Annotated in this window: 21 protein-coding genes and 3 rRNA genes; 10 read left to right on the forward strand and 14 right to left on the reverse strand. The window is 38.2% G+C overall.

What is annotated here, in order from left to right; translation table 11 throughout:
* The first annotated feature begins 128 nt into the window (after positions 1-128).
* The 6 genes from MOO47_RS03350 to MOO47_RS03375 all read left to right on the forward strand — a co-directional run bounded on the left by MOO47_RS03350 (position 129) and on the right by MOO47_RS03375 (position 4,902).
* Entirely contained in the window at positions 129-866 is a 738-nt protein-coding gene (locus MOO47_RS03350; protein ID WP_249513385.1) for a DUF475 domain-containing protein, read from the forward strand.
* A 99-nt stretch (positions 867-965) separates the two neighbouring features.
* Positions 966-2,180 carry an ABC transporter ATP-binding protein gene (locus MOO47_RS03355; RefSeq protein ID WP_317617096.1) on the forward strand — a complete coding sequence of 405 codons (1,215 nt, stop codon included), beginning with the start codon at positions 966-968 and terminating at the stop codon, positions 2,178-2,180.
* Positions 2,173-2,805, forward strand: a complete 633-nt coding sequence (locus MOO47_RS03360) for an ABC transporter permease (RefSeq protein WP_249513386.1) — start codon at positions 2,173-2,175, stop codon at positions 2,803-2,805. The genes MOO47_RS03355 and MOO47_RS03360 overlap by 8 nt, the downstream gene beginning before the upstream one ends.
* Positions 2,806-2,821: 16 nt before the next feature.
* On the forward strand, positions 2,822-3,757 hold the full coding sequence (locus tag MOO47_RS03365) for an osmoprotectant ABC transporter substrate-binding protein (RefSeq protein WP_396022055.1): 936 nt from the start codon (positions 2,822-2,824) through the stop codon (positions 3,755-3,757).
* On the forward strand, positions 3,757-4,422 hold the full coding sequence (locus MOO47_RS03370; RefSeq protein ID WP_249513387.1) for an ABC transporter permease: 666 nt from the start codon (positions 3,757-3,759) through the stop codon (positions 4,420-4,422). Before MOO47_RS03365 ends, MOO47_RS03370 begins: the two co-directional genes overlap by 1 nt.
* Positions 4,423-4,485: 63 nt before the next feature.
* Positions 4,486-4,902 carry an Hsp20/alpha crystallin family protein gene (locus MOO47_RS03375; protein ID WP_249513388.1) on the forward strand — a complete coding sequence of 139 codons (417 nt, stop codon included), beginning with the start codon at positions 4,486-4,488 and terminating at the stop codon, positions 4,900-4,902.
* A 98-nt stretch (positions 4,903-5,000) separates the two neighbouring features.
* Here the strand turns inward: MOO47_RS03375 and guaA are convergent, their stop codons facing one another.
* Together guaA and MOO47_RS03385 are read right to left on the reverse strand one after the other, a co-directional pair.
* On the reverse strand, positions 5,001-6,545 hold the full coding sequence (gene guaA / locus MOO47_RS03380; protein ID WP_249513389.1) for a glutamine-hydrolyzing GMP synthase: 1,545 nt from the start codon (positions 6,543-6,545) through the stop codon (positions 5,001-5,003).
* A gap of 12 nt (positions 6,546-6,557) precedes the next feature.
* Positions 6,558-7,064, reverse strand: a complete 507-nt coding sequence (locus tag MOO47_RS03385) for a CPBP family glutamic-type intramembrane protease (protein WP_249513390.1) — start codon at positions 7,062-7,064, stop codon at positions 6,558-6,560.
* Between the two features lie 304 nt (positions 7,065-7,368).
* Between MOO47_RS03385 and MOO47_RS03390 the strand changes: the two genes are divergently transcribed.
* On the forward strand, positions 7,369-8,052 hold the full coding sequence (locus MOO47_RS03390; protein ID WP_249513391.1) for a hypothetical protein: 684 nt from the start codon (positions 7,369-7,371) through the stop codon (positions 8,050-8,052).
* Positions 8,053-8,070: 18 nt separating this feature from the next.
* On the opposite strand, the gene MOO47_RS03395 is transcribed toward MOO47_RS03390, so the two are convergent.
* The 3 genes from MOO47_RS03395 to MOO47_RS03405 all read right to left on the reverse strand — a co-directional run bounded on the left by MOO47_RS03395 (position 8,071) and on the right by MOO47_RS03405 (position 10,403).
* Positions 8,071-8,643, reverse strand: a complete 573-nt coding sequence (locus MOO47_RS03395) for a TetR/AcrR family transcriptional regulator (protein ID WP_249513392.1) — start codon at positions 8,641-8,643, stop codon at positions 8,071-8,073.
* Between the two features lie 491 nt (positions 8,644-9,134).
* Complete coding sequence (locus tag MOO47_RS03400; protein WP_249513393.1) at positions 9,135-9,692, reverse strand: TetR/AcrR family transcriptional regulator; 558 nt, start codon at positions 9,690-9,692, stop codon at positions 9,135-9,137.
* A gap of 126 nt (positions 9,693-9,818) precedes the next feature.
* Complete coding sequence (locus MOO47_RS03405) at positions 9,819-10,403, reverse strand: histidine phosphatase family protein (RefSeq protein WP_249513394.1); 585 nt, start codon at positions 10,401-10,403, stop codon at positions 9,819-9,821.
* Between the two features lie 89 nt (positions 10,404-10,492).
* Between MOO47_RS03405 and MOO47_RS07660 the strand changes: the two genes are divergently transcribed.
* The gene (locus MOO47_RS07660) at positions 10,493-10,618 is read left to right on the forward strand and encodes a hypothetical protein (RefSeq protein WP_260523912.1); all 126 of its coding nucleotides are present in this window, start codon (positions 10,493-10,495) and stop codon (positions 10,616-10,618) included.
* A gap of 75 nt (positions 10,619-10,693) precedes the next feature.
* Positions 10,694-10,951 (forward strand): GNAT family N-acetyltransferase, encoded by a 258-nt coding sequence (locus MOO47_RS03410; protein WP_249513395.1) that lies wholly within the window; start codon positions 10,694-10,696, stop codon positions 10,949-10,951.
* On the opposite strand, the gene MOO47_RS03415 is transcribed toward MOO47_RS03410, so the two are convergent.
* Together MOO47_RS03415 and MOO47_RS03420 are read right to left on the reverse strand one after the other, a co-directional pair.
* Positions 10,948-11,859, reverse strand: a complete 912-nt coding sequence (locus MOO47_RS03415) for an alpha/beta hydrolase (protein ID WP_249513396.1) — start codon at positions 11,857-11,859, stop codon at positions 10,948-10,950. The two genes, MOO47_RS03410 and MOO47_RS03415, sit on opposite strands and share 4 nt — an antisense overlap.
* A 7-nt stretch (positions 11,860-11,866) precedes the next feature.
* Positions 11,867-13,057 (reverse strand): MDR family MFS transporter, encoded by a 1,191-nt coding sequence (locus MOO47_RS03420; RefSeq protein WP_249513397.1) that lies wholly within the window; start codon positions 13,055-13,057, stop codon positions 11,867-11,869.
* Between the two features lie 258 nt (positions 13,058-13,315).
* Between MOO47_RS03420 and MOO47_RS03425 the strand changes: the two genes are divergently transcribed.
* Entirely contained in the window at positions 13,316-13,453 is a 138-nt protein-coding gene (locus MOO47_RS03425) for a hypothetical protein (RefSeq protein WP_249513398.1), read from the forward strand.
* Between the two features lie 212 nt (positions 13,454-13,665).
* Here MOO47_RS03425 and rrf read toward each other — a convergent pair.
* The 7 genes from rrf to MOO47_RS03460 all read right to left on the reverse strand — a co-directional run bounded on the left by rrf (position 13,666) and on the right by MOO47_RS03460 (position 23,992).
* Positions 13,666-13,782, reverse strand: a 5S ribosomal RNA gene (rrf, locus tag MOO47_RS03430).
* Between the two features lie 75 nt (positions 13,783-13,857).
* Positions 13,858-16,766: ribosomal RNA gene (locus MOO47_RS03435) — 23S ribosomal RNA — on the reverse strand.
* 165 nt (positions 16,767-16,931) lie between these two features.
* Positions 16,932-18,498: ribosomal RNA gene (locus MOO47_RS03440) — 16S ribosomal RNA — on the reverse strand.
* Together the 16S, 23S and 5S rRNA genes form the textbook arrangement of a ribosomal RNA operon.
* A gap of 364 nt (positions 18,499-18,862) precedes the next feature.
* Complete coding sequence (locus tag MOO47_RS03445; RefSeq protein WP_249513399.1) at positions 18,863-20,404, reverse strand: ABC-F family ATP-binding cassette domain-containing protein; 1,542 nt, start codon at positions 20,402-20,404, stop codon at positions 18,863-18,865.
* A 58-nt stretch (positions 20,405-20,462) separates the two neighbouring features.
* Positions 20,463-21,545: an LCP family protein gene (locus tag MOO47_RS03450; protein ID WP_396022062.1), complete on the reverse strand. Its 1,083-nt coding sequence runs from the start codon at positions 21,543-21,545 to the stop codon at positions 20,463-20,465.
* 167 nt (positions 21,546-21,712) lie between these two features.
* Positions 21,713-22,456, reverse strand: a complete 744-nt coding sequence (locus MOO47_RS03455; protein WP_249513401.1) for an aspartate/glutamate racemase family protein — start codon at positions 22,454-22,456, stop codon at positions 21,713-21,715.
* 3 nt (positions 22,457-22,459) lie between these two features.
* A complete protein-coding gene (locus MOO47_RS03460; RefSeq protein ID WP_249513402.1) occupies positions 22,460-23,992 on the reverse strand; it encodes a UDP-N-acetylmuramoyl-L-alanyl-D-glutamate--2,6-diaminopimelate ligase in 1,533 nt (510 codons plus the stop codon).
* Positions 23,993-24,012: the final 20 nt, after the last annotated feature.

Consider the following 24,012-nt stretch of genomic DNA (forward strand, 5'->3'; position numbering starts at 1 on the left):
TCATTGTAGCAAACTAATCTAAATAATGATCAATTTATGCTAAAAATATTATAATAATAAGCAGAAAAAATGATCACTTTTATTTTTCACAAAATGTTATAATAATAAACAAAATCAAGGAGTAAAGTTTGAATTTTATTATCAATTTATATAAACCTTTTTTTGATCTACACAATTGGCAGCAAGTGATTACTTCACCCAGCGACTGGGTGTTAATTCTTTCCCTAATTGTCATGGAATGTCTTTTATCAGTTGACAATTCAATTGTACTGGCAGCGCAAGCGCACACTCTAGAAACCAAAAAAGAACAAGAAGAAGCTTTATTTTACGGTATTTGGGGTGCTTTTATTTTTCGCTTTTTGATTATTGGTGTAGCAACTTTTCTAATCAAATTATGGTGGATCAAAGTTCTAGGAGCGATTTACTTAGTTTACATGGCGGTTAGCTTTTTTTACAAAAAATCCCATAGTAGCAAAAAGAAAAACAAAATGTTCAAAATTAAAGGTCTCAAACCTTTATTGCAAGTAATTATTTCTGTTGAATTCACTGATATCATGTTTTCTTTGGATTCAGTATTGACGCTGGTCGCAATTTCCAATAATCCGGTTATTATTTTAATCGGTAGTATCGTTGGGATCATTGCCATGCGTGGAGTTGCTGAAGTCATTATCAAATTGATGAACAAAATTCCAGAATTAGAACCTATGGCTTACATTTTGATTTTAGTCATTGCTGTGAAACTCTTCTTATCCATTCCCGCAATTGATATTGAGATAAATAATTCTATTTTTGTAATCATTTTGGTGATTGCCTTTGCAACAACCTTTATAGTCCATTTTCTTCGTAAAAAGCAGACTCGCAAATAGTCTGTTTTTTGCTTTCAAGTGACAGCTTCGTTATTATGTAGTTAATTGGATAGGTTTAATTATCTTCAAACTGACCAAAGTGAAAGGAGTATCATCTGAATGTCAGAACAAACACCGATGGTGCAATTTAAAGATGTAACTAAAATTTATAAAGGCAAAACTCCTGCCGTTAGTCACGCTAATATTACAATTAAAAAGGGTGAATTTTGTTGTTTTATCGGAACTTCCGGCTCTGGTAAAACTACTTTGATGCGTATGATCAACCGCATGAACAGCATCACTTCTGGGGAAGTCTTCATCAATGGCAAAAATGTCAATAACTTAAATCCCGTTGATTTAAGACGCAAAGTGGGTTATGTAATCCAAAACAACGGTTTAATGCCACACATGACCATCAAAGAAAACATAGTTTTAGTACCAAAGCTACTTAAATGGTCGCAAGAAAAACTTGATCAAAAAGCTAAAGAACTCATCAAATTAGCTGAGTTACCAGAGTCCTATTTAGATCGTTATCCTGCCGAGTTATCTGGTGGTCAGCAACAAAGAATTGGTGTCGTGCGTGCTTTGGCCGCTGATCAAGATTTGATTTTAATGGATGAACCTTTTGGCGCATTAGATCCAATCACTCGGGAAAACTTGCAAGATTTGGTTCAAAGACTGCAACAGAAGATGGGCAAGACGATTGTTTTTGTTACACATGATATGGATGAAGCCTTAAAATTAGCTACCCACATCGTTATTATGAATGACGGTGAGGTTGTTCAAGACGATATCCCTGAAAACATTTTGCAAAATCCAGCTAATGAATTTGTGGAGAATTTAATTGGTGAAGATCGCTTAGCTGAAGCTAAACACGATACTGTGCAAGTAAAAGAAATCATGTTGACCACACCTGTTAAAATTAATTTAGGTGCTTCCTTGAAAGAAGCTTTATCTTTAATGAAACAAAGAAATGTTGATACTTTATTAGTCACTGATGACGACGACCACATGAAAGGTTATATCCGCATTAATCGTCTGGAGCACCGTTATCACCGCGCTTCTAGTGTTAGCGATATTTTGGAAAGTGATATTTATACGGTTAAACCGACCGCTTATTTACGTGATACTGTTGATCGTATTTTGAAACGTGGTTCCAGTTACGTACCAGTAGTTGATGACAACAATAAATTAGTTGGTATTGTAACTCGTTCAGCATTAGTAACATTAGTTTATAACACTATTTGGGGTGATACTGATCCCATGTCGAGTGCAGAATTAAGTAAGCATCAAAAAGATCAAGTTACAAAAGGAGCTGATGACGATCATGACTAGCTTTTTAGCACAACACGGCTCTGAATTAATTGAGAAAACTTGGGAGCAAATCTACATTTCCGCAATTTCTTTAGGTTTAGGCATCTTATTTGCCGTTCCTTTAGGAATCATTTTATCGCGCTTTCCTAAGACTGCTAATGTCGTCATGAATATTGCCAGCATGCTTCAAACTATTCCCGCTTTAGCTTTACTTGCATTGATGATACCGTTGTTTGGTATTGGACAAATTCCTGCTATCGTAGCCTTATTCATTTACAGTTTAATGCCAATTTTACGTAATACCTACTTGGGTATGAAAGGCGTTGATCCTAATATAATTGATTCTGCTAAAGGAATTGGTATGACTAACTGGCAATCCATCATTAAAGTAGAAGTGCCGTTAGCCATGCCTGTTATTATGGCTGGTATTCGTTTATCAGCTATTTACGTCATTGCTTGGTCAACTTTAGCATCTTATATTGGCGCCGGTGGTTTAGGCGACTTTATCTTTAATGGTTTAAACCTCTTCCAGCCTGATTTAATTTTTGGTGGTACGATTCCTGTTATTATTTTGGCAATTGTAACTGACTACTTGTTAGGCAAAGTCGAACAAAAATTAACACCAGCATCTCAAAAACTGAATTAAGGAGGAGGGCAACTAAATGAAAAAAAATTTAAGACGTTGGTTGGTCGCTTTTGCTATTTTAATGATGGCTATCGTGACTAGTAGTTGTAGCTTGCCAGGGTTAGGATCAGCTCAAGGTAGTAACGGTTCAATTCGTATTGCTTCATTAAATACGACAGAATCCCAGGTTTTATCTAACATTGTTTCAGAGTTAATTAGTCATGAAACTAATTATAATACGGCAATCGTAAATAACTTGGGGTCAGCGCCTTTGATGCACCAAGCTTTAATACGAGGTGATGCGGATATTCAAGCTGCTTCTTATAGTGGAACCGAATTAACGACTACTTTAGATTTACCACCTACCAAAAATGCACAAAAAGCAACTGATATTGTACGTAAAGCGGTTCGTGACCGTTATGATCAAACTGATTTTCCCAGCTATGGCTTTACTAATACGTTTGCCTTCATGGTGACACAAAAAACAGCTAAAAAATATGATTTGAATGATGTTTCTGATTTACGTAAAGTTGCTAATAAATTTACGATTGGTGTGGATTCTAATTGGATGAATCGTAAAGGTGATGGTTATAAAGATTTCACTCGCTATTACAATATGGATTTTGCTAAAGCTTATCCAATGCAGATCGGTCTAGTTTATTCTGCACTTGCTTCCGACAAGATGGATGTAGTTCTTGGTTATTCGACAGATGGTCGTGTGGATAGTTACCATTTGAAGCAACTAAAGGATAACAAACATTTCTTCCCACCTTATCAAGCTTCGATGATTGTTAACAATTCTTTGTTACGAGAACATCCAGATTTAAAACCTCTGCTACATCGTCTTGATGGCAAAATCAACGTTCATACGATGCGTAAACTGAATTATCAGGTTGATGATCAACTATTAGAACCACAAGTTGTCGCTAAAAAGTTTTTAGAAGAAAATAATTATTTCCGAGGTGATAAATAATGTCACATTTAAACACTTTTCAGCAATTATTGTATTATTACGACCATAATGGCATGTACGTTTTGCAACAATTTTTGCGCCACTTTTTAATTTCTATTTACGGTGTCTTATTCGCTGCCATTATTGGTATCCCTATTGGTATATTCATTGCTCGTAATCATAAGTTAGGTAATTTCGTTATTAGCATCGCTAATGTTATTCAGACAATTCCTTCTTTAGCTCTGTTGTCAATCATCATGATTGTCATGGGACTAGGCGTGAATACTGTTATCATGACTGTTTTCTTGTATTCATTGCTACCGATCATCAAAAACACTTATACCGGGATGCGCAATGTTAACGCTAATATTATTGATTCCGGTCGTGGCATGGGCATGACTAATTGGCAAATTTTATACATGGTACGTTTGCCCTTATCGTTGTCAATTATCATGGCTGGGATTCGCAATGCGTTAGTTTTGGCAATCGGAATTACTGCGATTGGAGCCTTTGTGGGCGCTGGTGGCTTAGGTGATATCATTATTCGTGGTACCAATGCAACTAATGGTGGTGCTTTGATTTTAGCTGGTGCTTTGCCCACTGCTCTAATGTCAATTATTACTGATCTTTTATTGAATTTAATTGAAAAATGGTTACAGCCGACTGGCATGAAAAAAGAAGCATAATTTGCAATTTTAATTTTGAGTAGTTACTATGTATTGTAATAATTTTGTGGGGGGACTTTTCAGATGCATAATAATTTAGCTAACCGGCGTGATGATTTGTTTGATGTCTTAAATAATTGGTTTAGCAATTGGAACGAGCAAATGCCTAATGAATCTATGAAAACTGATGTTTCTGAATCTAATAAAGCCTATACTGTGGCAATTGATTTACCTGACTTAAACAAAAAAGATATTTCACTATCATATGATCATGATATTCTAACGGTATCTGCCACACGTGAATATCTCAGCGAAGCTAGTGATAATGATGATAATTTAATTATGAATGAGCGTTCCTATGGACGCCTTAATCGCCAATATAGTTTGCCCGGTGTTGATCAAAAAGCGATCACCGCTCGCTATCAAAATGGTGTTTTAAAAGTGATTTTGCCTAAATCACACGAATTACCCGATAAAGAAACAAAGATTGATATTCAATAGACAAAAAGATCGACTCACAAATTTGGTGAGTCGATCTTTTTATATACCGTTATTAGCAGTACTTTGCACAATTATATTTCAAATAATTTTTATCTATTTTATTCCCACTCAATCGTTGCTGGCGGCTTAGAAGTAATATCATAAACGACACGATTAACATGCGCCACTTCATTAGTGATCCGCGTGGAAACTTGTGCTAACACATCCCAGGGAATTCTAGCAAAGTCAGCAGTCATCCCGTCGATTGAATTAATTGCGCGAATACCAACCGTATAATCGTATGTACGCCCATCACCCATCACGCCAACACTTTTTATTCCAGTCAAAACTGTAAAATATTGCCAAATTTTTTCTTGCAACCCAGCATTTTTAATTTCTGACCGCAAAATGCTATCACTAGCACGCACAATAGCCAATTTATCTGCTGTTACTTCACCTAAAATCCTAATTCCCAAACCTGGTCCAGGAAAAGGTTGGCGCCATACTAAATCATGTGGCATGTCTAATTGCTCACCTAATTCACGCACTTCATCTTTAAATAGCGTTTTTAAGGGTTCAACCAAAGTAAAATGCATATCTTGTGGCAAACCACCAACATTATGATGTGATTTAATCGTCTTAGCAGTATCTGTACCACTTTCAATAACATCAGTGTACAGAGTACCTTGTGCTAAAAAATCAATCCCTTGTAATTTACGCGCTTCATCATCGAAGACTCGAATAAATTCATTACCAATAATCTTGCGTTTTTGCTCTGGATCAATTACACCCTTTAACTTAGCCAAAAAACGTGTCTGTGCGTTGACTTTAATTACATTTAAGCCAAAATTGTCGACTAAACTAGCCATCACTTGCTCTGCTTCACCTTGTCGTAACAAACCGTGGTCAACAAAAATGCAAACTAGTTGATCGCCAATTGCTTGATGCAATAAAACTGCCGCCACTGAAGAATCCACGCCTCCCGATAATCCTAGTAAAACTTTTTTTTCACCAACAGTAGCCTTAATTTGCGCTACTTGCTGAGAAATAAAATCTGTCATACTCCAATTAGCTTGTGCCTGGCAAATATTAAAAGAAAAATTACGCAAAATATCCATACCATACTCACTATTTTGCACTTCTGGATGAAATTGCACACCATAAAAATTGCGTTTGAGATCACCCACTGCAGCTAATGGCGTTTGTTCGCTTGTTGCTAAAACTGTAAAACTCTGCGGCAACTTCGTCACACGATCACCGTGACTCATCCAAACATATTGTTGCAGTGGTGTATTGGCAAATAATTTATCTTCTGACGTCGTTAGTTTCAATTGCGCACGACCATATTCCGGTACTCCGGCTGCTTCAACTTCCCCTCCTAATTCACGCATCATCAACTGCATACCATAACATATTCCCAAAATAGGAATCCCTAATTGCCAAATTGCCGGATCAATATTAAAAGCACCAGAATCATAAACACTGTGGGGACCACCCGACAAAATAAGCCCCTTAGGGGCACACTTTTTTATTTCCCGTGCAGTCGTGGTATGTGGTAGTAATTCAGAATAAACTCCCAGATCGCGTATCCGGCGCGTAATCAATTGATTATACTGACTACCATAATCCAAAACCATGATGCTATCAGCTACCATCTGTCCCATGACACTGCCCCTTTAAATTAAGATAACCCGCAATAAGGCAATAAAAACGCCCAACATGATACTAATTTTAAAGTTATGCGTTGCTAAATAAATCGTGGCCAGCAAACAACCAATAATAAAGTAAATAAAGAAATTAATTAAATGTGCTATTTCCATATTCAATAGTCCAAAAATCAAACCACTGCTGATAATACCTAGAATGGTTGACGATAGTTTCGGTTTGCGCCAAAAATAGTTAAATAAAAAACCTGTAGTTACAAATTGTTGTTCAACTGAAATAATTAGTCCTGAAGCGACTAAATCAAACCAAAAAGCTACTTTACCGCGATCTAAATAGTCGGTATCGCCCACTAAATACGGAAACCTTCCATGAGCTTTTAAATAACTAATGACCGTCAAGAATATACCAACAACTAAAATTGTAAACAAAATTAAGCTGAAATATTCACCAATTCCACGCCACAAACTTTGCTTCTCATCTATAAAAGCACTATTTTCATGTCTATAGCGCTTAACCATCAAACACAAAATGATAATTGACCCGATAATAAAAAGGACCACATTTAAATAATTAAGACCAGTTTTTGTTAAACAAAAATGCTCCCATTTTTGCGATACCAAAACTAACACAAGCCATAAACAGTACCACACCGTTCGAATGACTGGAGATTTTAATGATTCCATTATTATTTTTCCACCTAAATTTATTAAACGCATTATAACATTTACTAGATCCCTGTAACAAATCAAGTTCTGTTGCTTTATTTCAAAACTGCTATAATATTTAATGTAATTACAAATTAGTGAAAGCGTGGTTATATTTATGTCTATTAAAAAAGTCGCTACGGTAATGACTGGTTTGACACTACTTTTAGCCGGATGTTCCGCTTCAGGAAGTTTCAGCGCAAAGGTCACACCTAGTAGCCAAGCTTTTAAGCAACAAATTACTGGTACCGCAAAAAATAGTGCCGACGTTTACTACAAAACTGACAAAAAGGCTAAAAAAGCCGTTAAAGTTCATAAAGACAAGTTTACCATTAATGTCCCAATGGATATGAAGAAGCAAACAGTAACTGTCAGCACAAAAAAGAATTTGTCCAAAGCCACTAAAGTTCAAGTAGCAAAGCCAAAAGTAGTAGTTTCAGCTACTAAATTCGCAAAGGGGTTCAACAAAACTAAAGAAGTAACTGGTAAGATGTCTGGTGACCTCCCTCAAACAAATAAAACCTTAAACATTATGTTCAGCCCTGTTATCACTTATCATATTTTAGCTAACAAGAACCAAATTTATAGTCTGCGCCTCGAATCGAAAAACTTTGATGATCCTGCTAGTCAACCACATATTGATTCTTTAGCTAGTGGTTTAGGACTCAAGCGTAATTCTCTTAATGATTTAGTTGCTCATGCTAAAAAACATAAGAACAAACCGCAATCACAAACAATTAAAGGTTACTACGTTACTGCAACAATGAAAGACAAGCATCTAAACATCGACATTAACAAATAACCTTATAAAAAACGGATATCAAATGATATCCGTTTTTTGTATATCCGATGCAATTTCAGCAGAATGCACTTTGCTTAAATAAATTTTGGATAATTGTTTACTAATATCTGCTATTTTATCAGGCAACCCTGCCATTACCCAATAGCGAATTAGACCAAAAAAGCCACAAACAAAATACATTGTTGTGTAAAAAGAGTGCTTAGGTTGTAAACCATTAATAACACATTCTGTAATATCAGTCGTAAAATAAAAGAACGACTCATCCCCCAGCAACACCTTAAATATTTTCAAGTTATCTTTAATGTAAAGTAGAAATTCTTCTAGGACACTGGACTCATAAAAGGATAACCCATCTTCTCCTTGAACAGTTATTAAACTATCCATTAGGTACGTCCTAACTTGTTGTTCAACGTCCGTAATCACTTCCAAAAGATTGTGATAATGCGCATAAAAAGTGGAACGATTCACATTAGCCGTAACACACAGTTGCTTGACAGTAATATCATCAAATCTTTCAGTTTGCATTAGATCAATAAGTGCAGTTTGTAAAGATTGCTTTGTATAACTAATGCGTCTATTATGGGATGTCATCCAAAGCCCTCCTTCATAATTTTTCTATCCAAAACAACAATAACTAAAATCCTGTCGGTTTTACTACACTTTTACATTTTTTGTAGTTGTACCATGAAAATTAATTGGATATTATATAGGAGCTGGTCAAGAAACCCCATTTGAGATCAGCAATGAACTTATTCGGGACATTAGCAATTAACATAGATCTAACTCTTAATTCGATGTTAGTTATTAACAAGCCCCTTGTAAAAAGATAGTTATTGCAGAAAACTATCACACCTCAAACAAATAACGCTACATTAATTGATTATTCCTCCCCCGAATAATCATTAAATGTAGCGCCGAACAACATTAATAATCCAAACACATAACGTTCTTCCCGGAACAATTAGTTGAGTTATTAATGCTATAAACCCCAGTCAGTTGGCTTTACAAACATAATCAACTAAAATTGTACCACGTTTATGTCAACTTGTATAGGATAAATAAAAAAGCCTGACTTTCCCCAGTTAAGGCTTTTTTATTTGGCCATCTTCAGACATAAAGGTATTTAAATAAACAAACGATAACTGATTACTAAATTCTTCCACAGATTCTTTCATATCTTGAAATAGCCAATAGCGCACTGCACTAAAAAAGCCTACTACATTATATAAAGTCGTGTGATAAGAATGATTAGTGTTCAGTAAAGAAACAAAATCAATTGTAATATTTTTGCAAAAAACAAAGAAAAATTCTGGTGAAAAAAGAGCCTTATATACTAATTCATTAGCTTGCACGCTATTCAAACATTTTTGTACTAATTCGGCATAATGATAGTTAGTGTCTTTAGTCTCCAACCATTTTTTTAAAGCAGCCACAATTAAACCTTGCCGATAATCCATGATTTCAGATAATACTTCCATAATGTTTCGATAATGATCATAAAACGTCGAACGATTAATACCGGCTTGATCACATAACGATTTAATTGTAATTTCATCAAGATGCCTTTTTTGCAATAGTAGAATTAATGAATCTTGCAATGCAACTTGTGTTCGCTTGTATCTGCTAGTATTACTTTTCAAAATCAACTGTTCTCCTTTACAAATTAACATCTTACTAGCCATTAAGAATAACACGAATCACCCAAATAAAGCTAATTATTTCACAAAATATTATTTTAGAAATATAAAAAATGTCCTAAACTGCCTTTAGTGCGCAACGTTTAGCATTTCTAAAAATGTAAATTTATTATTTTCAAATGTAAAATGCAATACACAACAATTCGGTAGTGGCAAATATTGCTTAACTTGCGCATAATCCAGCCAGTTTAATAAAAACATAAAACAAGCTCCACCGTGACTTACAGCTAAAACCTGTTGAGTATTATCTACTTGCATAATTTGCTGCAAAGTTCGTACCATACGTTGTTGTACTTGCGTGGCAGATTCGCCGTCAAAATCTAGAAAAAAATCACCATAAGAAATTTGCCCAGCAGCATGTGGTGGATTTAAAGATTCACTCTCGCCTTCAAAAACACCAAAATTCCATTCTTTCAGTCCCTTTACACGTTCATACGATTGCTTGGTAACTAACTCCAAAGTGTCGCTAGCTCGCTCCTGTGTGGAAGAATAAGCATGATCAAAAGTTAGATGCTGCTTTTGAAAATACTGACCCACTTTTTGCGCATCCAAAATACCTTTATTTGTTAAAGGTGAATCGCTCGCACCTTGAATTTTATGCAATTTATTGAACAAAGTCTGTCCATGACGCATCAAGTATAGATCTTTTTTCATTGTCATTTACCCCCAGTCAATATTTTAGCACTTGGAGTTTGCTCCATCACAAGTTTATAATATGGCATACCATATATGCGAGAGGATTTATGCAACTGAATTTTAATATTGCCCAATCAAAGGATTATAACAAGATAATTGATATTTACAATCAAGACATTGCCAGCAAGAAAAGTTGGTTTGCTTCTTTTGATCCTCATAAACGTCCACTTTGAACTATTACAACTGAGCATCAAACCATGAGCTGGCTAAGTTTGAGTAATTTTTATGGACGTTTGGCTTATCAGTAAGTGGCTGAATTAAGCATTTATCTAGATCAGAATTACCAACATCAAGGAATTGGTCAACAAGCACTTAATTTTGTAATTAGTCAATTAGTTTCCTTAAAAATTGAAACTTTGCTTACTTTTATTTTTAGTAATAATCAAGCTAGCATTAAGCTTTTTCAGAAAAATAATTTTGAACTCTGGGAACATTTAACAGCGGTCGCACAAATGGTTCCTACAGATCCCAAACTAGATTTAGAAATTTGGGGACGCCATTTTTAAGCAAACACTTGCTGACAAAAATCTGCAATCATTTGATAATATCGTCGAGGTTGTGCTTCTATCGCACGAATATGCGCAGCATCAGCAAAGCTGACCAATTTGGCTTTCCCGCCAGCCACATTATACAATTGCTCAGACATTTCCGGTGGCACAGTCGTATCCTTTAATCCACGGACAAATAAGAGTGGTATTTTATTATTCAAAACAGCTTTTGAAGCACTGATATTGGAGTAAAAACTACCAACTATTAGTCGTGACCATAACGAGAGCAAAGGTGTAATTGGCTTAGCCGATAAGCCAGTCTGGCGATGAATGTTGTAATCCATGATATCTTTGGCATTTGTGTAACTAGAATCAGCTACTACTCCTTTCAAAGTGGTAGGTAATTGTAAACTCAAACTTTGCAATACCGTGGCTGCTCCCATTGAAGCACCAAATAAAATCAAATTATGATTCAGTTGCTTACTGGTTAATACGTGCCATAACCAATTTTGTACGTCATATTTTTCTAAATGACCATAACTCATATATCGTCCGGCACTCATTCCAGCTGCGCGATTATCTGGCTGTAAAACATTGAATCCTAACTTATAAAACACTGCACCAATTTTATCCAAAGAATAATGATCCACACCAAAACCATGAACTAAGATTACGGTGCCCTTGTTTTTTGAATTACAGGTCAGACTAGCTACTAATTGTAAGTTGTCAAAAGAAGTTAACATGACCCTTTGTTTAGGTAATTGTTTAAATTCTTGTGCCCATAACATTGCTTGGTTATCAGCAGCAAATTTAGGCGGGGTACTTTTCAGCGACTTGCTGTCACGCTGATGTACATATTTAAATAATCCATAACCAACTGACAAAATTCCTAGCACACCGGTTAATAATGTTTTTTTCTTAAGCATTAATTATCTACTCTTCCTTGACCAGTAAAGTTCCTACTGCTACCACAGCAATTGCTACGATAATTACATAAAATAATAGATCAAATGAGTATTGAGTGGCGATTAAACCACCTAAATAGGGGCCGATAGCCCGTCCCAATGAACCAAAAATTACATAAAAACTTTGATAGCGTCCACGATTTTCCTCTGTAGCAAATTTATTCAAAATTGCTGGTATGGATGGAAAAGTAATTGATTCACCCACTGTCAAAATAATGATGCTGATTACATATTGTAAATAATCATGGGCTCCAGGCAAAAAGAAAAAGGAGGAACTCATAATCAGTAAGCCTAGTGTAATTTGATACTTGATTTGCTTCAATAAACGACTAACAAATCGGTTCATTAAAGGTTGTACAATTATCAAAGAAGCTGCATTAATGCTGAACAACAGACTATAGTCACGCATCGTTAAATGATTATCTAACATGTATAAAGACAAATTACTATCCCATTGCGAATAGCCTAGCCAGACCACTAATACCGAAATACACAGTAAGAATAAATTTGTTCGCAACCTAATATAACTAATAGATCCTGCCTGTTGCTCTTGAATATGAGATTCTTGGCGTAATGATTCTTGTTGTTCAATATTACGCGTTCCATCTAAAATGGCTCCTTTAAAAAGAACGATGATAATACAACCTACAAAACATAATGCTGGCAAAAAGAACGTTAAAAAAATACTTCGTTGAAATATCAAGCTGACTAACATGGAGCCAATGGCAATTCCTACATTGGCTGCTAAATACATAACGTTAAAAATTTTTTGAGAGTGTTGTCGATTTTGTGTGGCTACTAAAGCTGTGTATGAATTGACTGCTGTGTAAGCAACTCCCATTCCTAACCCCACAAATGTTAAAATCAAGGCGTAAATTGGCCAAGTATGAAATACCGACAACGTAAGAAAGCCAACAGCTGCAATACAATATCCTAATAACAGAGTTTTGCGGTGTGAGTAACGATCAAACAAGTAACCACCAATAAAATTTCCTAACATCATTACAAATGAATATAACATCAACACAGCTCCTGCTACGACCATAGATTCTTGCAAATTTTTGGTCATGAAAACAGTGTTAACAGGTAATATAAACCCCATTACTAAATTAAAAACAATATTCATCAATAAAAGCCAGCGTTGTTGTTCACTTTTCACCTTATCACCTCTAAAATTTTTTATTATATATATCTCCAATCCGTGCTATGTTCAGCTTAAAATACTAATACTCTTAATCAAGCTATGTAGTAAAATTTGCTACGAACCGCACCGAGCAGTTCTGAAAAATCACCATACAGTCTAGTTTGTAAAAAATAAATAACATTAATACCCAAGATTATCAGTTATTTATCATAATTATTTTATTATCAAAAACAAATAATTACTCGTTAGATTTAGGGAAATTCTCTTCATATAATGGAGAATTTACTTCCAAATAAAAAAGCCCTAATCAACTTGACTAAGGCTTTTAGTAGAACTGATTATTCATCAGGTTCAGCAACAGTTCACATCTGTCACCAAACACGTCACCGAATTCCGCCGGTTACTGATTAAACAGCTTGACGCTTCAAGAACGACTACTAATGTAGCCACTCGACTCATCGCATATCCAGATTATAACACTGAGTAATGGCATTATCTATAATATAATTATATTTTTTTATAAAAATAATTGATTCATAAAAAGTAACTGAGAAATATTAAGCATAATATTACACAATAAAAAAGCTCATTACCTTATAGTAATGAACCAAAAGAATCACCAAGCGTGGCAACGACCTATCCTCGCAGGCAGTTTCCCACCAACTACTTTCGGCGTTGAGAAGCTTAACTTCTGTGTTCGGCATGTCGACAGGTGTTTCCTCCTCGCTATCGCCACCACACTTGCTCTCTTCTCTTCTGAAAGAACCTTAGTCCTCTCAAAACTGAATATTAAGATAATTCTTCACCTTCACTGCTTGGTTAAGCCCTCGACCGATTAGTATTGCTCCGCTCCATATATCACTACACTTCCACGCGCAACCTATCTACCTCATCTTCTTTGAGGGGTCTTACTTCATTACTGAATGGGAAATCTCATCTTGAGGTGGGTTTCACACTTAGATGCTTTCAGCGTTTATCCCTTCCATACATAGCTACCCAGCGATGCCTTTGGCAAGACAACTGGTACACCAGTGGTATGTCCATCCCGGTCCTCTCGTACTAAGGACAGATCCTCTCAAATTTCCTACGCCCGCGACGGATAGGGACCGAACTGTCTCACGACGTTCTGAACCCAGCTCGCGTACCGCTTTAATGGGCGAACAGCCCAACCCTTGGGACCGACTACAGCCCCAGGATGCGATGAGCCGACATCGAGGTGCCAAACCTCCCCGTCGATGTGAACTCTTGGGGGAGATAAGCCTGTTATCCCCAGGGTAGCTTTTGTCCGTTGAGCGATGGCCCTTCCATACGGTGCCACCGGATCATTAAGCCCGACTTTCGTCCCTGCTCGACTTGTCTGTCTCGCAGTCAAGCTCCCTTCTACCTTTACACTCTACGAATGATTTCCAACCATTCTGAGGGAACCTTTGGGCGCCTCCGTTACTGTTTAGGAGGCGACCGCCCCAGTCAAACTGCCCACCTGACACTGTCTCCCGCCGTGCTTCAACGGCGTGGGTTAGAACTTTCATATAACAAGGGTAGTATCCCACCATTGCCTCCATCGATACTAGCGTACCGATTTCTATGGCTCCTACCTATCCTGTACATGTTACACAAAAATTCAATATCAAGCTACAGTAAAGCTCCATGGGGTCTTTCCGTCCTGTCGCGGGTAACCTGCATCTTCACGGGTATTATAATTTCACCGAGTCTATCGTTGAGACAGTGCCCAAATCATTACGCCTTTCGTGCGGGTCGGAACTTACCCGACAAGGAATTTCGCTACCTTAGGACCGTTATAGTTACGGCCGCCGTTTACTGGGGCTTCAATTCTGGGCTTCGACTCGAAGTCTAACTCATCCTCTTAACCTTCCAGCACCGGGCAGGCGTCAGCCCCTATACGTCATCTTACGATTTTGCAGAGACCTGTGTTTTTGATAAACAGTTGTTTGGGCCTTTTCACTGCGGCTGGCTTTTACACCAGCACCCCTTCTTCCGAAGTTACGGGGCTATTTTGCCGAGTTCCTTAACGATAGTTCTCTCGCTCACCTTAGGATTCTCTCCTTGACTACCTGTGTCGGTTTGCGGTACGGGTAATCAGTTTCTAACTAGAAGCTTTTCTCGGCAGTGTGACGCTCGTGCTTCGCTACTTAATTTCGCTCCCCATCACAGCTCGTCCTTAGAAATAAGCATTTGACTCATTCCCAGACTCACTGCTTGGACATGCTTTTCCAGCTGCATGCTCACGTTAATCTCCTGCGTCCCTCCATTGTTCAAACAAAACTGATTAGTACAGGAATCTCAACCTGTTATCCATCGATTACGCCTCTCGGCCTCATCTTAGGTCCCGACTAACCCTGGGCGGACGAGCCTTCCCCAGGAAACCTTAGTCTTCCGGTGGATCAGATTCTCACTGATCTCGCGCTACTCATACCGGCATTCTCACTTCTAAGCTCTCCACCAGTCCTCTCGATCTGGCTTCTTCGTGCTTACAACGCTCTCCTACCACATACACTTACGTGCACATCCACAGTTTCGGTACCATGCTTAGCCCCGGTACATTTTCGGCGCAGAGCCACTCGACTAGTGAGCTATTACGCACTCTTTAAATGAATTGCTGCTTCTAAGCCAACATCCTAGTTGTCTATGCAGCTCCACATCCTTTTCCACTTAGCATGGATTTTGGGACCTTAACTGGTGATCTGGGCTGTTTCCCTTTCGACGATGGATCTTATCACTCACCGTCTGACTCCCGAGTATAGATCTATGGCATTCGGAGTTTATCTGAATTCAGTAACCCATGACGGGCCCCTAGTCCAAACAGTGCTCTACCTCCACGATCCTCTCCTCGAGGCTAGCCCTAAAGCTATTTCGGAGAGAACCAGCTATCTCCAAGTTCGTTTGGAATTTCACCGCTACCCACACCTCATCCCCGCAATTTTCAACTTACGTGGGTTCGGTCCTCCAGTGCGTTTTACCGCACCTTCAACCTGGACATGGGTAGGTCACTTGGTTTCGGGTCTACGTCTACGTACTTCTTCGCCCTATTCAGACTCGCTTTCGCTTCGGCTCCGTCTTTTTCAACTTAACCTTGCACGCAAACGTAACTCGCCGGTTCATTCTACAAAAGGCACGCCATCACTCTTTAACGAGCTCTGACTACTTGTAGGCACACGGTTTCAGGATCTATTTCACTCCCCTCCCGGGGTGCTTTTCACCTTTCCCTCACGGTACTTGTTCACTATCGGTCACTAGGGAGTATTTAGCCTTGGGAGATGGTCCTCCCTGCTTCCGACGGGGTTTCACGTGCCCCGCCGTACTCAGGATCCTGGTAGAGTGTCTCTGATTTCGCTTACTAGACTGTCACTATCTTTGGTTCAGCTTCCCAACTGATTCTGCTATCTTTGACTTTCTCATGTCCCAGTCCTACAACCCCAAAAAGCATGCTCTTTGGTTTGGGCTCTTTCCATTTCGCTCGCCGCTACTCAGGAAATCGATTTTTCTTTCTCTTCCTGTGGCTACTTAGATGTTTCAGTTCACCACGTTTACCTCACTCTTAACTTTCGTTAAGGTGTAACTAGCTTTTACTCTAGCTGGGTTGCCCCATTCGGAGATCTCCGGATCTACGCTTACTTACAGCTACCCGAAGCATTTCGGTGTTCGTTCCGTCCTTCATCGGCTCCTAGTACCTAGGCATCCACCGTGCGCCCTTATCATCTTAACCTTACTAAAACAATAATTCGTTTCTTCTTGAATCTCTCGATTCGCAGTTTCTCGGTGTTTTCTGTTTCTTTCTCTTAATATTCAGTTTTCAAAGTACTAATTTTTGAGAGTAGACCTCTCAAAACTAAACAAAGTTTCTACAAAGTGCTTCCGTTATTTTCCTTAGAAAGGAGGTGATCCAGCCGCAGGTTCTCCTACGGCTACCTTGTTACGACTTCACCCTAATCATTTGTCCCACCTTAGACGGCTAGCTCCCCGAAGGGTTACCCCACCGGCTTTGGGTGTTACAAACTCTCATGGTGTGACGGGCGGTGTGTACAAGGCCCGGGAACGTATTCACCGCGGCATGCTGATCCGCGATTACTAGCGATTCCAACTTCATGCAGGCGAGTTGCAGCCTGCAATCCGAACTGAGAATGGTTTTAAGAGATCTGCTTGCCCTCGCGAGTTTGCTTCTCATTGTACCATCCATTGTAGCACGTGTGTAGCCCAGGTCATAAGGGGCATGATGATTTGACGTCGTCCCCACCTTCCTCCGGTTTGTCACCGGCAGTCTCACTAGAGTGCCCAACTTAATGCTGGCAACTAGTAACAAGGGTTGCGCTCGTTGCGGGACTTAACCCAACATCTCACGACACGAGCTGACGACAACCATGCACCACCTGTCTTCCTGTCCCCGAAGGGAACCCTGTATCTCTACAGCTTTCAGGAGATGTCAAGACCTGGTAAGGTTCTTCGCGTAGCTTCGAATTAAACCACATGCTCCACCGCTTGTGCGGGCCCCCGTCAATTCCTTTGAGTTTCAACCTTGCGGTCGTACTCCCCAGGCGGAGTGCTTAATGCGTTAGCTGCAGCACTGAGAGGCGGAAACCTCCCAACACTTAGCACTCATCGTTTACGGCATGGACTACCAGGGTATCTAATCCTGTTCGCTACCCATGCTTTCGAGCCTCAGCGTCAGTAACAGACCAGAGAGCCGCCTTCGCCACTGGTGTTCTTCCATATATCTACGCATTTCACCGCTACACATGGAGTTCCACTCTCCTCTTCTGCACTCAAGTCTTCCAGTTTCTGATGCTCTTCCTCAGTTAAGCTGAGGGCTTTCACATTCAGACTTAAAAAACCGCCTGCGCTCCCTTTACGCCCAATAAATCCGGACAACGCTTGCCACCTACGTATTACCGCGGCTGCTGGCACGTAGTTAGCCGTGACTTTCTGGTTGAATACCGTCACTATCTGAGCAGTTACTCTCAAATACGTTCTTCTTCAACAACAGGATTTTACGATCCGAAAACCTTCTTCATCCACGCGGCGTTGCTCCATCAGACTTTCGTCCATTGTGGAAGATTCCCTACTGCTGCCTCCCGTAGGAGTTTGGGCCGTGTCTCAGTCCCAATGTGGCCGATTACCCTCTCAGGTCGGCTATGCATCATTGCCTTGGTAAGCCGTTACCTTACCAACTAGCTAATGCACCGCAGGTCCATCCCAAAGTGACAGCCGAAACCGTCTTTCAACTTCTAGCCATGTGACCAAAAGGTTTATGCGGTATTAGCAACTGTTTCCAGTTGTTATCCCCCGCTTTGGGGCAGGTTACCTACGTGTTACTCACCCATCCGCCGCTCGCTTTACTATCTTCCTACCCGAAGGTATTCCGTTAGCTCAGCTCGCTCGACTTGCATGTATTAGGCACGCCGCCAGCGTTCGTCCTGAGCCAGGATCAAACTCTCATTTTTAGTTTGTGACTCATAGACTCAAACTTGCGTTCTTGTCTTCTTTATTGCTCTTAATTGACAGGTTCTTGTGAACCCTGCACTTTGCTTAAAAGAAACTTTGTTCAGTTTTCAAAGGTCTACTTTGTTGCTCGTCGACTTGCGTCGGCTCTCATATTATATCATCTCAACGATCACATGTCAACAACTTTTTTTAGAAGTGTTTGCGTTTCTTTCAACGCCTGTGTCTGTCTCGCTGACAACAAATGATATATTATCAACTTTTTGAACCTAAGTCAACAGTTTTGACTAACTTTTTTAAATATTTGTTATTATTTGCTGACAATATTGCTATTTTAGCAATTAACTCCTTTACTAGCAACATAATTTAGACATTTTTTTCAATATTGATTACCGTATTAATCCAGGAACTATCGTAAAAATCTTGCTCATGCGTAATTAAAATGACTGTTCCTTGATAATCTTTCAGAGACTGTCGCAAAGAATTCTTGCTATTATCATCCAAATGATTCGTAGGTTCATCCAATATCAAGACGTTAGCTTCCTGCAGCATTAGTAATGCTAACTTGACTTTGACTTGCTCACCACCAGACAAAATATTAACTGGGGTCATAACTTGTTGCGGTGTTAAGCCAGTACGTGCTAATGTTTGACGCACTACTTTTTGTGTCTCATCAGGAAAATGATTCTGAACGATATCAACGGGTACCATTTTCGGGTTATTCCAATAAAGATTTTGTTCATAATAAGCTATTTTAATATTAGGATTAAGGTCAACCGTGCCAGTAATTGGTGGAATTATGCCCAGAATAGTCTTCAATAAAGTCGTTTTACCAATTCCATTGAATCCAGTAATCGCCACTTTATCATGCATTCGAATCGTAAAATTAAGTTGCTGCTTAATAAGTGGTGATTGATATCCAATAATTAAATTATTAGCTTGAATAATAGTTTGACTAGGATTATCTACATAATTAAACTGCAATTTCATTGTTGTTTGAGAACTAGGTGGCGTTAACGTATGCAAATGGCTGAGTTGTTTTTCACGACTACGCGCACTTTTAGAGCGCGATCCAGCTTTATTTTTTTGAATATATTCTTTAGTTTTAGCGATATGCTGCTGTTGCTTAGTGTAAGCCTTAAGGTAAGTCTTTTGATCGGCTGCTTTTTGTCGCATCGCTTGCGTTAAAGTACCAGTATAGTGTTTAATTTTCCCCATTTCGATATCGCAAACAACATTGACAATCTGATTTAAAAACTGATAATCATGGGAAACCACAATAAATGCACTTGGTAAATCACGCAAATAATTAGCTAACCATTGAATATGTGCTGTATCCAAATAATTCGTTGGCTCATCCAATATCAGCATATCTGGCTGTTCTAGCAATAATTTCGCCAAAATCAACTTAGACCGTTGACCACCACTTAATTGACTAACATCATGGTCATAACCAAGTTGATCAATACCTAATCCTTGGGCAACTTGCTCAATTTTACTATCTATTTCATAGTAACCTTGTGTTTCCAAATTGTTTTGTAAAGTTCCAGCTTTAACAAATAACTCCTCGTCATCAGTCGTCGCCATCTGCTGATACAAAGATTCCAAAGCTTGCGCTTGATCTAGCAAATCTTGAAAAGCTGTCGCTAAAAAATCATGAATGGTTTGACCAGCAATTAAATTAGCATATTGATCCAAATAGCCTTTTGTTAAATTCTTTTTCCAAGTTATTTGACCAGCATCAGGGACTACCTGTCCCGTCAAAATATTGATTAAGGTACTTTTGCCAACTCCATTTGGACCAACGATACCAACATGTTCGTGTTCATTAACTTGCATATTAGCATCATCGTATAAAACTTTATCCAAATATTGTTGCTTTAAATGTTCTACTTTAACTAAACTCAATTGTTACTCCTAAGTAATAAAAATAGCTCGTTGAACACTGTCAACGAACTATCTTCGCTTAATTTTTAATTAAATATTTACTACTAATATTACTGCCATAAATAATATAATTTTGAAGATCTTTCGTATTGAAACTAAAATCATTACGTGTCACATTCAAATGATTCTGTTTCGTTTCTTCATTATCCAATTTTTCTTTTTTTAAGTCTACACTAGTACGTAATTTATTAGATACACGTTGCAATTCTTTTGTAGGCGCAATTTCATAGGAAACGCCATTGATCATGGTTCCATAGCCTTGCAAATGATCAGAAGACATATTCTGGGACGCATTACGATAAGACTGCATCAACGCGGTAACATCATCAATAGACAGATCCGTACTCATCGAATTGGAAATACTATTCAAAACCTTCTGTGTGTTTGGCAAAGTCTTTAATGAGATTGATTTTTTGATGATAGCCATAATCACTTGGCGCTGGCGTTGTTGGCGACCATAATCCCCTTCAGGATCTTCATAGCGCATCCGCGAATAGGCAAGACTTTCTTTGCCATTAATTGTCTGTTTACCCTTTTTAAAGTTGCAGTAATCGTAATTAAAAGAGAAAGGTGCATCCACTTCAATGCCACCTACAGCATCAACAATTTTAGGCAAGGAATGAAAATCTAATGTAATATAATTATCAATTTTTACATTGACTAATTTTTCTACCGTTTTCACCGCTGCGGGCGCTGCTCCCAAATTATATGCAGAATTAATTTTTTGAATGATGCGCTTATGATGCTTCACGCCATAAATTTCCGCTAGCGTGTCGCGCGGAATACTGACTAAAGTTGTTTTTTTAGTCTTAGGATTAACTGTCGCTAAAATCATCGTATCAGAATTACCACGATCTTTACGACCTTCGCCACCAGTATCCACTCCTAACAGTAGAATCGTCACCGGTTTACGTTGCTTAATTGTTTGCGAAGTATTACTTGAAATAGGTTTATAAGAATTACCTAATGCGTCACTGGCTTGCGAATAAATCCTAAACCCATAAGCTCCAACCACAAAAAAAGCCATTACTACAATCAAAACAATACTTTTCCAAAAATAATGCTTGTTCATACGGTGTTCATTATGCATAAACAATTTCATATTACGTTGAAAAAACGATTTCTTTGGTTCTTGATCCTTCATAAGGTTAACCTCAAATTTGTTGAATAAATTCATCATGTCATGTTAGAAATGATTTGAGACAATCTGTTTCAAATATCAAAGCTCATTAATTATACATTATAGCTTCCATAATTAAAAGATTATATTTAATTGATGACACCATCTTGAATATTAATCTTATTACCTGAACGTATTTGCTGTGCCAAGGCGATACTAGCATCAACAATCACGCTCTGGGCATCAATAACCGCATAAGGATGTTGGGCCGCTTTTTCTTGAGCAACTGACAATTCGGTACAACCTAAAATGACAGCTTGTGCGCCAAAATCATTTTGCATACGTTCTAAAATAGAATGATACAATTTTACGTCTACTTGACCTTTTTCCTTAATATGCTCATAGATCAATGCCATAACATCTTTTTGCAAAGTTGTGTCACCAACAGTAACTTCATAGCCTTGTTTAGTTAATTCTGTTTGATAAATTTGATCGGCTAAAGTTCCTTTTGTAGCAATCAAACCTACTTTTTTAGCGTGCGGATATTGCATTTTAAGCTGGCGGACTGCCATTCGGGGCATATGCAATAAAGGTACGGCAGTTGCTGCTTGAAGTTGTTCATAAAAAAAGTGTGCCGTATTACAAATAAGCACCATGAAATCTGGCTTTAATAAACTTTGCTGTTGAATATCTTCCAACAAATCCGGATAAAAACTAGGCTGACTATGATCCAAAATATAAGCCGTACGGTCTGGAACTGTAGCATGATTGACCAAAATATAATTCAAAAAATCTTGATCACACTTGGCTGGCGTCCGTGCATTTAACAGGCGTAAATAACTTTCCGTAGCTTGCGTACCCATTCCACCGATCACTGTAAAAAAATTCTTCATAATTTAATCCTCAAGATCTAACACAATTTGCTTAGCTACATTGAAATCATCAGGATAAGGTTGATCTTCCCCTGCTACTTTCTGATAATTATCGCGACCTTTACCTGCCAAAATAACCAAATCGTCAGGATTACTTTGCTTAATAGCTACAGCAATAGCTTGAAAACGATCCAAAATAGTTTGCACCGCCACTTTTTGATGATCAATTCGTTCGTCAATCTCCGCACAAATTGCTGCAGGATCTTCAAATCCAGGATCATCAGTTGTTAAATAAGCAAAATCAGCATATTCCGATAAAACTTTTGCGAAATCAGCACGACGCGACACACCTTTATTGCCCGGGCTACCCACAACTACAATTATTTTTTTATCAGGATTATTTTTTTTCAAAAAGCTCAATAGTGCCTGCATACTAGCATAATTATGAGCATAATCCACATAAATCGTACCGTGATCTTGCGTCTTTAAAGTTTCCATACGTCCAGGAATCCGCACATTTGCTAATGAAGTTTTAGCCAATTCATAAGGTGCCCCAGCCAATCCTGCACCAATTACTGCTGCAGTAGCATTACTTTCATTAAAATCGCCAATCAAACTCAATTGATATAGACCAGCGACATTCAAAGCCTGTGCTTTAACAGTCTGCGCTATAATACTGAATTCACTATCAGCTAAAGTAGCTTCTTGACTGGAATAAACGAAATCCACATTATCAGTATTTTTGCCTTTCTTGGCAAATAAATAAATATTGTCTGCAGCAGTCGTGGCCTTGGCTGCTTGATAAACCTCTTCAAAACAAGCGGTATCAGCATTAATCACGCAATACTTAGAATTAACTAACAATTGTAATTTACAATGTAAATAATCCGCAAAATCCGGATGCTCATTAGGACCGATGTGATCAGGCGAAATATTTAAAAAGAAACCGACATCATAGTGCAATCCATAAACCCGATTACGTTTATAAGCTTGCGAAGATACTTCCATAACTAAATGCGTCATACCATTATCAACTGCTGTTCGCATATCTCTAAATAAATCTAACGATTCTGGTGTCGTCAAATCCGATTTAAACCGTTGTTCAGGTTTAGGACCAACGATTCGATCAATAGTGGAAAATAAAGCAGTTTTTTTGTTGGAATAGTTTTGTAATATTCCGCGTGTAAAATATGCAGAAGTAGTCTTCCCCTTCGTCCCCGTGAAAGCAATAACAAACAACTTATTTTGCGGATAATCGTAAAATGCGGCTCCTAAAAGCGCCATGGCTTTTTGAACATCATTAACAATTAAAGCATTCATACCTTTGATGTTGGGATAGGCAATTTCGGAAACATAAGTAGTTGCACCATTTTTTTGGGCTTGCACTAAATATTCTTCTTTGAAGTTTGTTCCCTTGCAAAAAAACATTCCATCTTTTTGGACTGTCCGTGAATCATAGGTTACTGCTGTAATCTCATTATCAAAAACAATATCCGCTTGCTTTAATAATTGGTGTTCCTTTAATAATAAAATACAACCATTTAGTATTAACGTCATACCGTTTTCCCTCACTTGTT

Origin of the sequence: Bombilactobacillus thymidiniphilus, from assembly GCF_023380245.1 — a bacterium.
Taxonomy (GTDB): Bacteria; Bacillota; Bacilli; order Lactobacillales; family Lactobacillaceae; genus Bombilactobacillus; species Bombilactobacillus thymidiniphilus.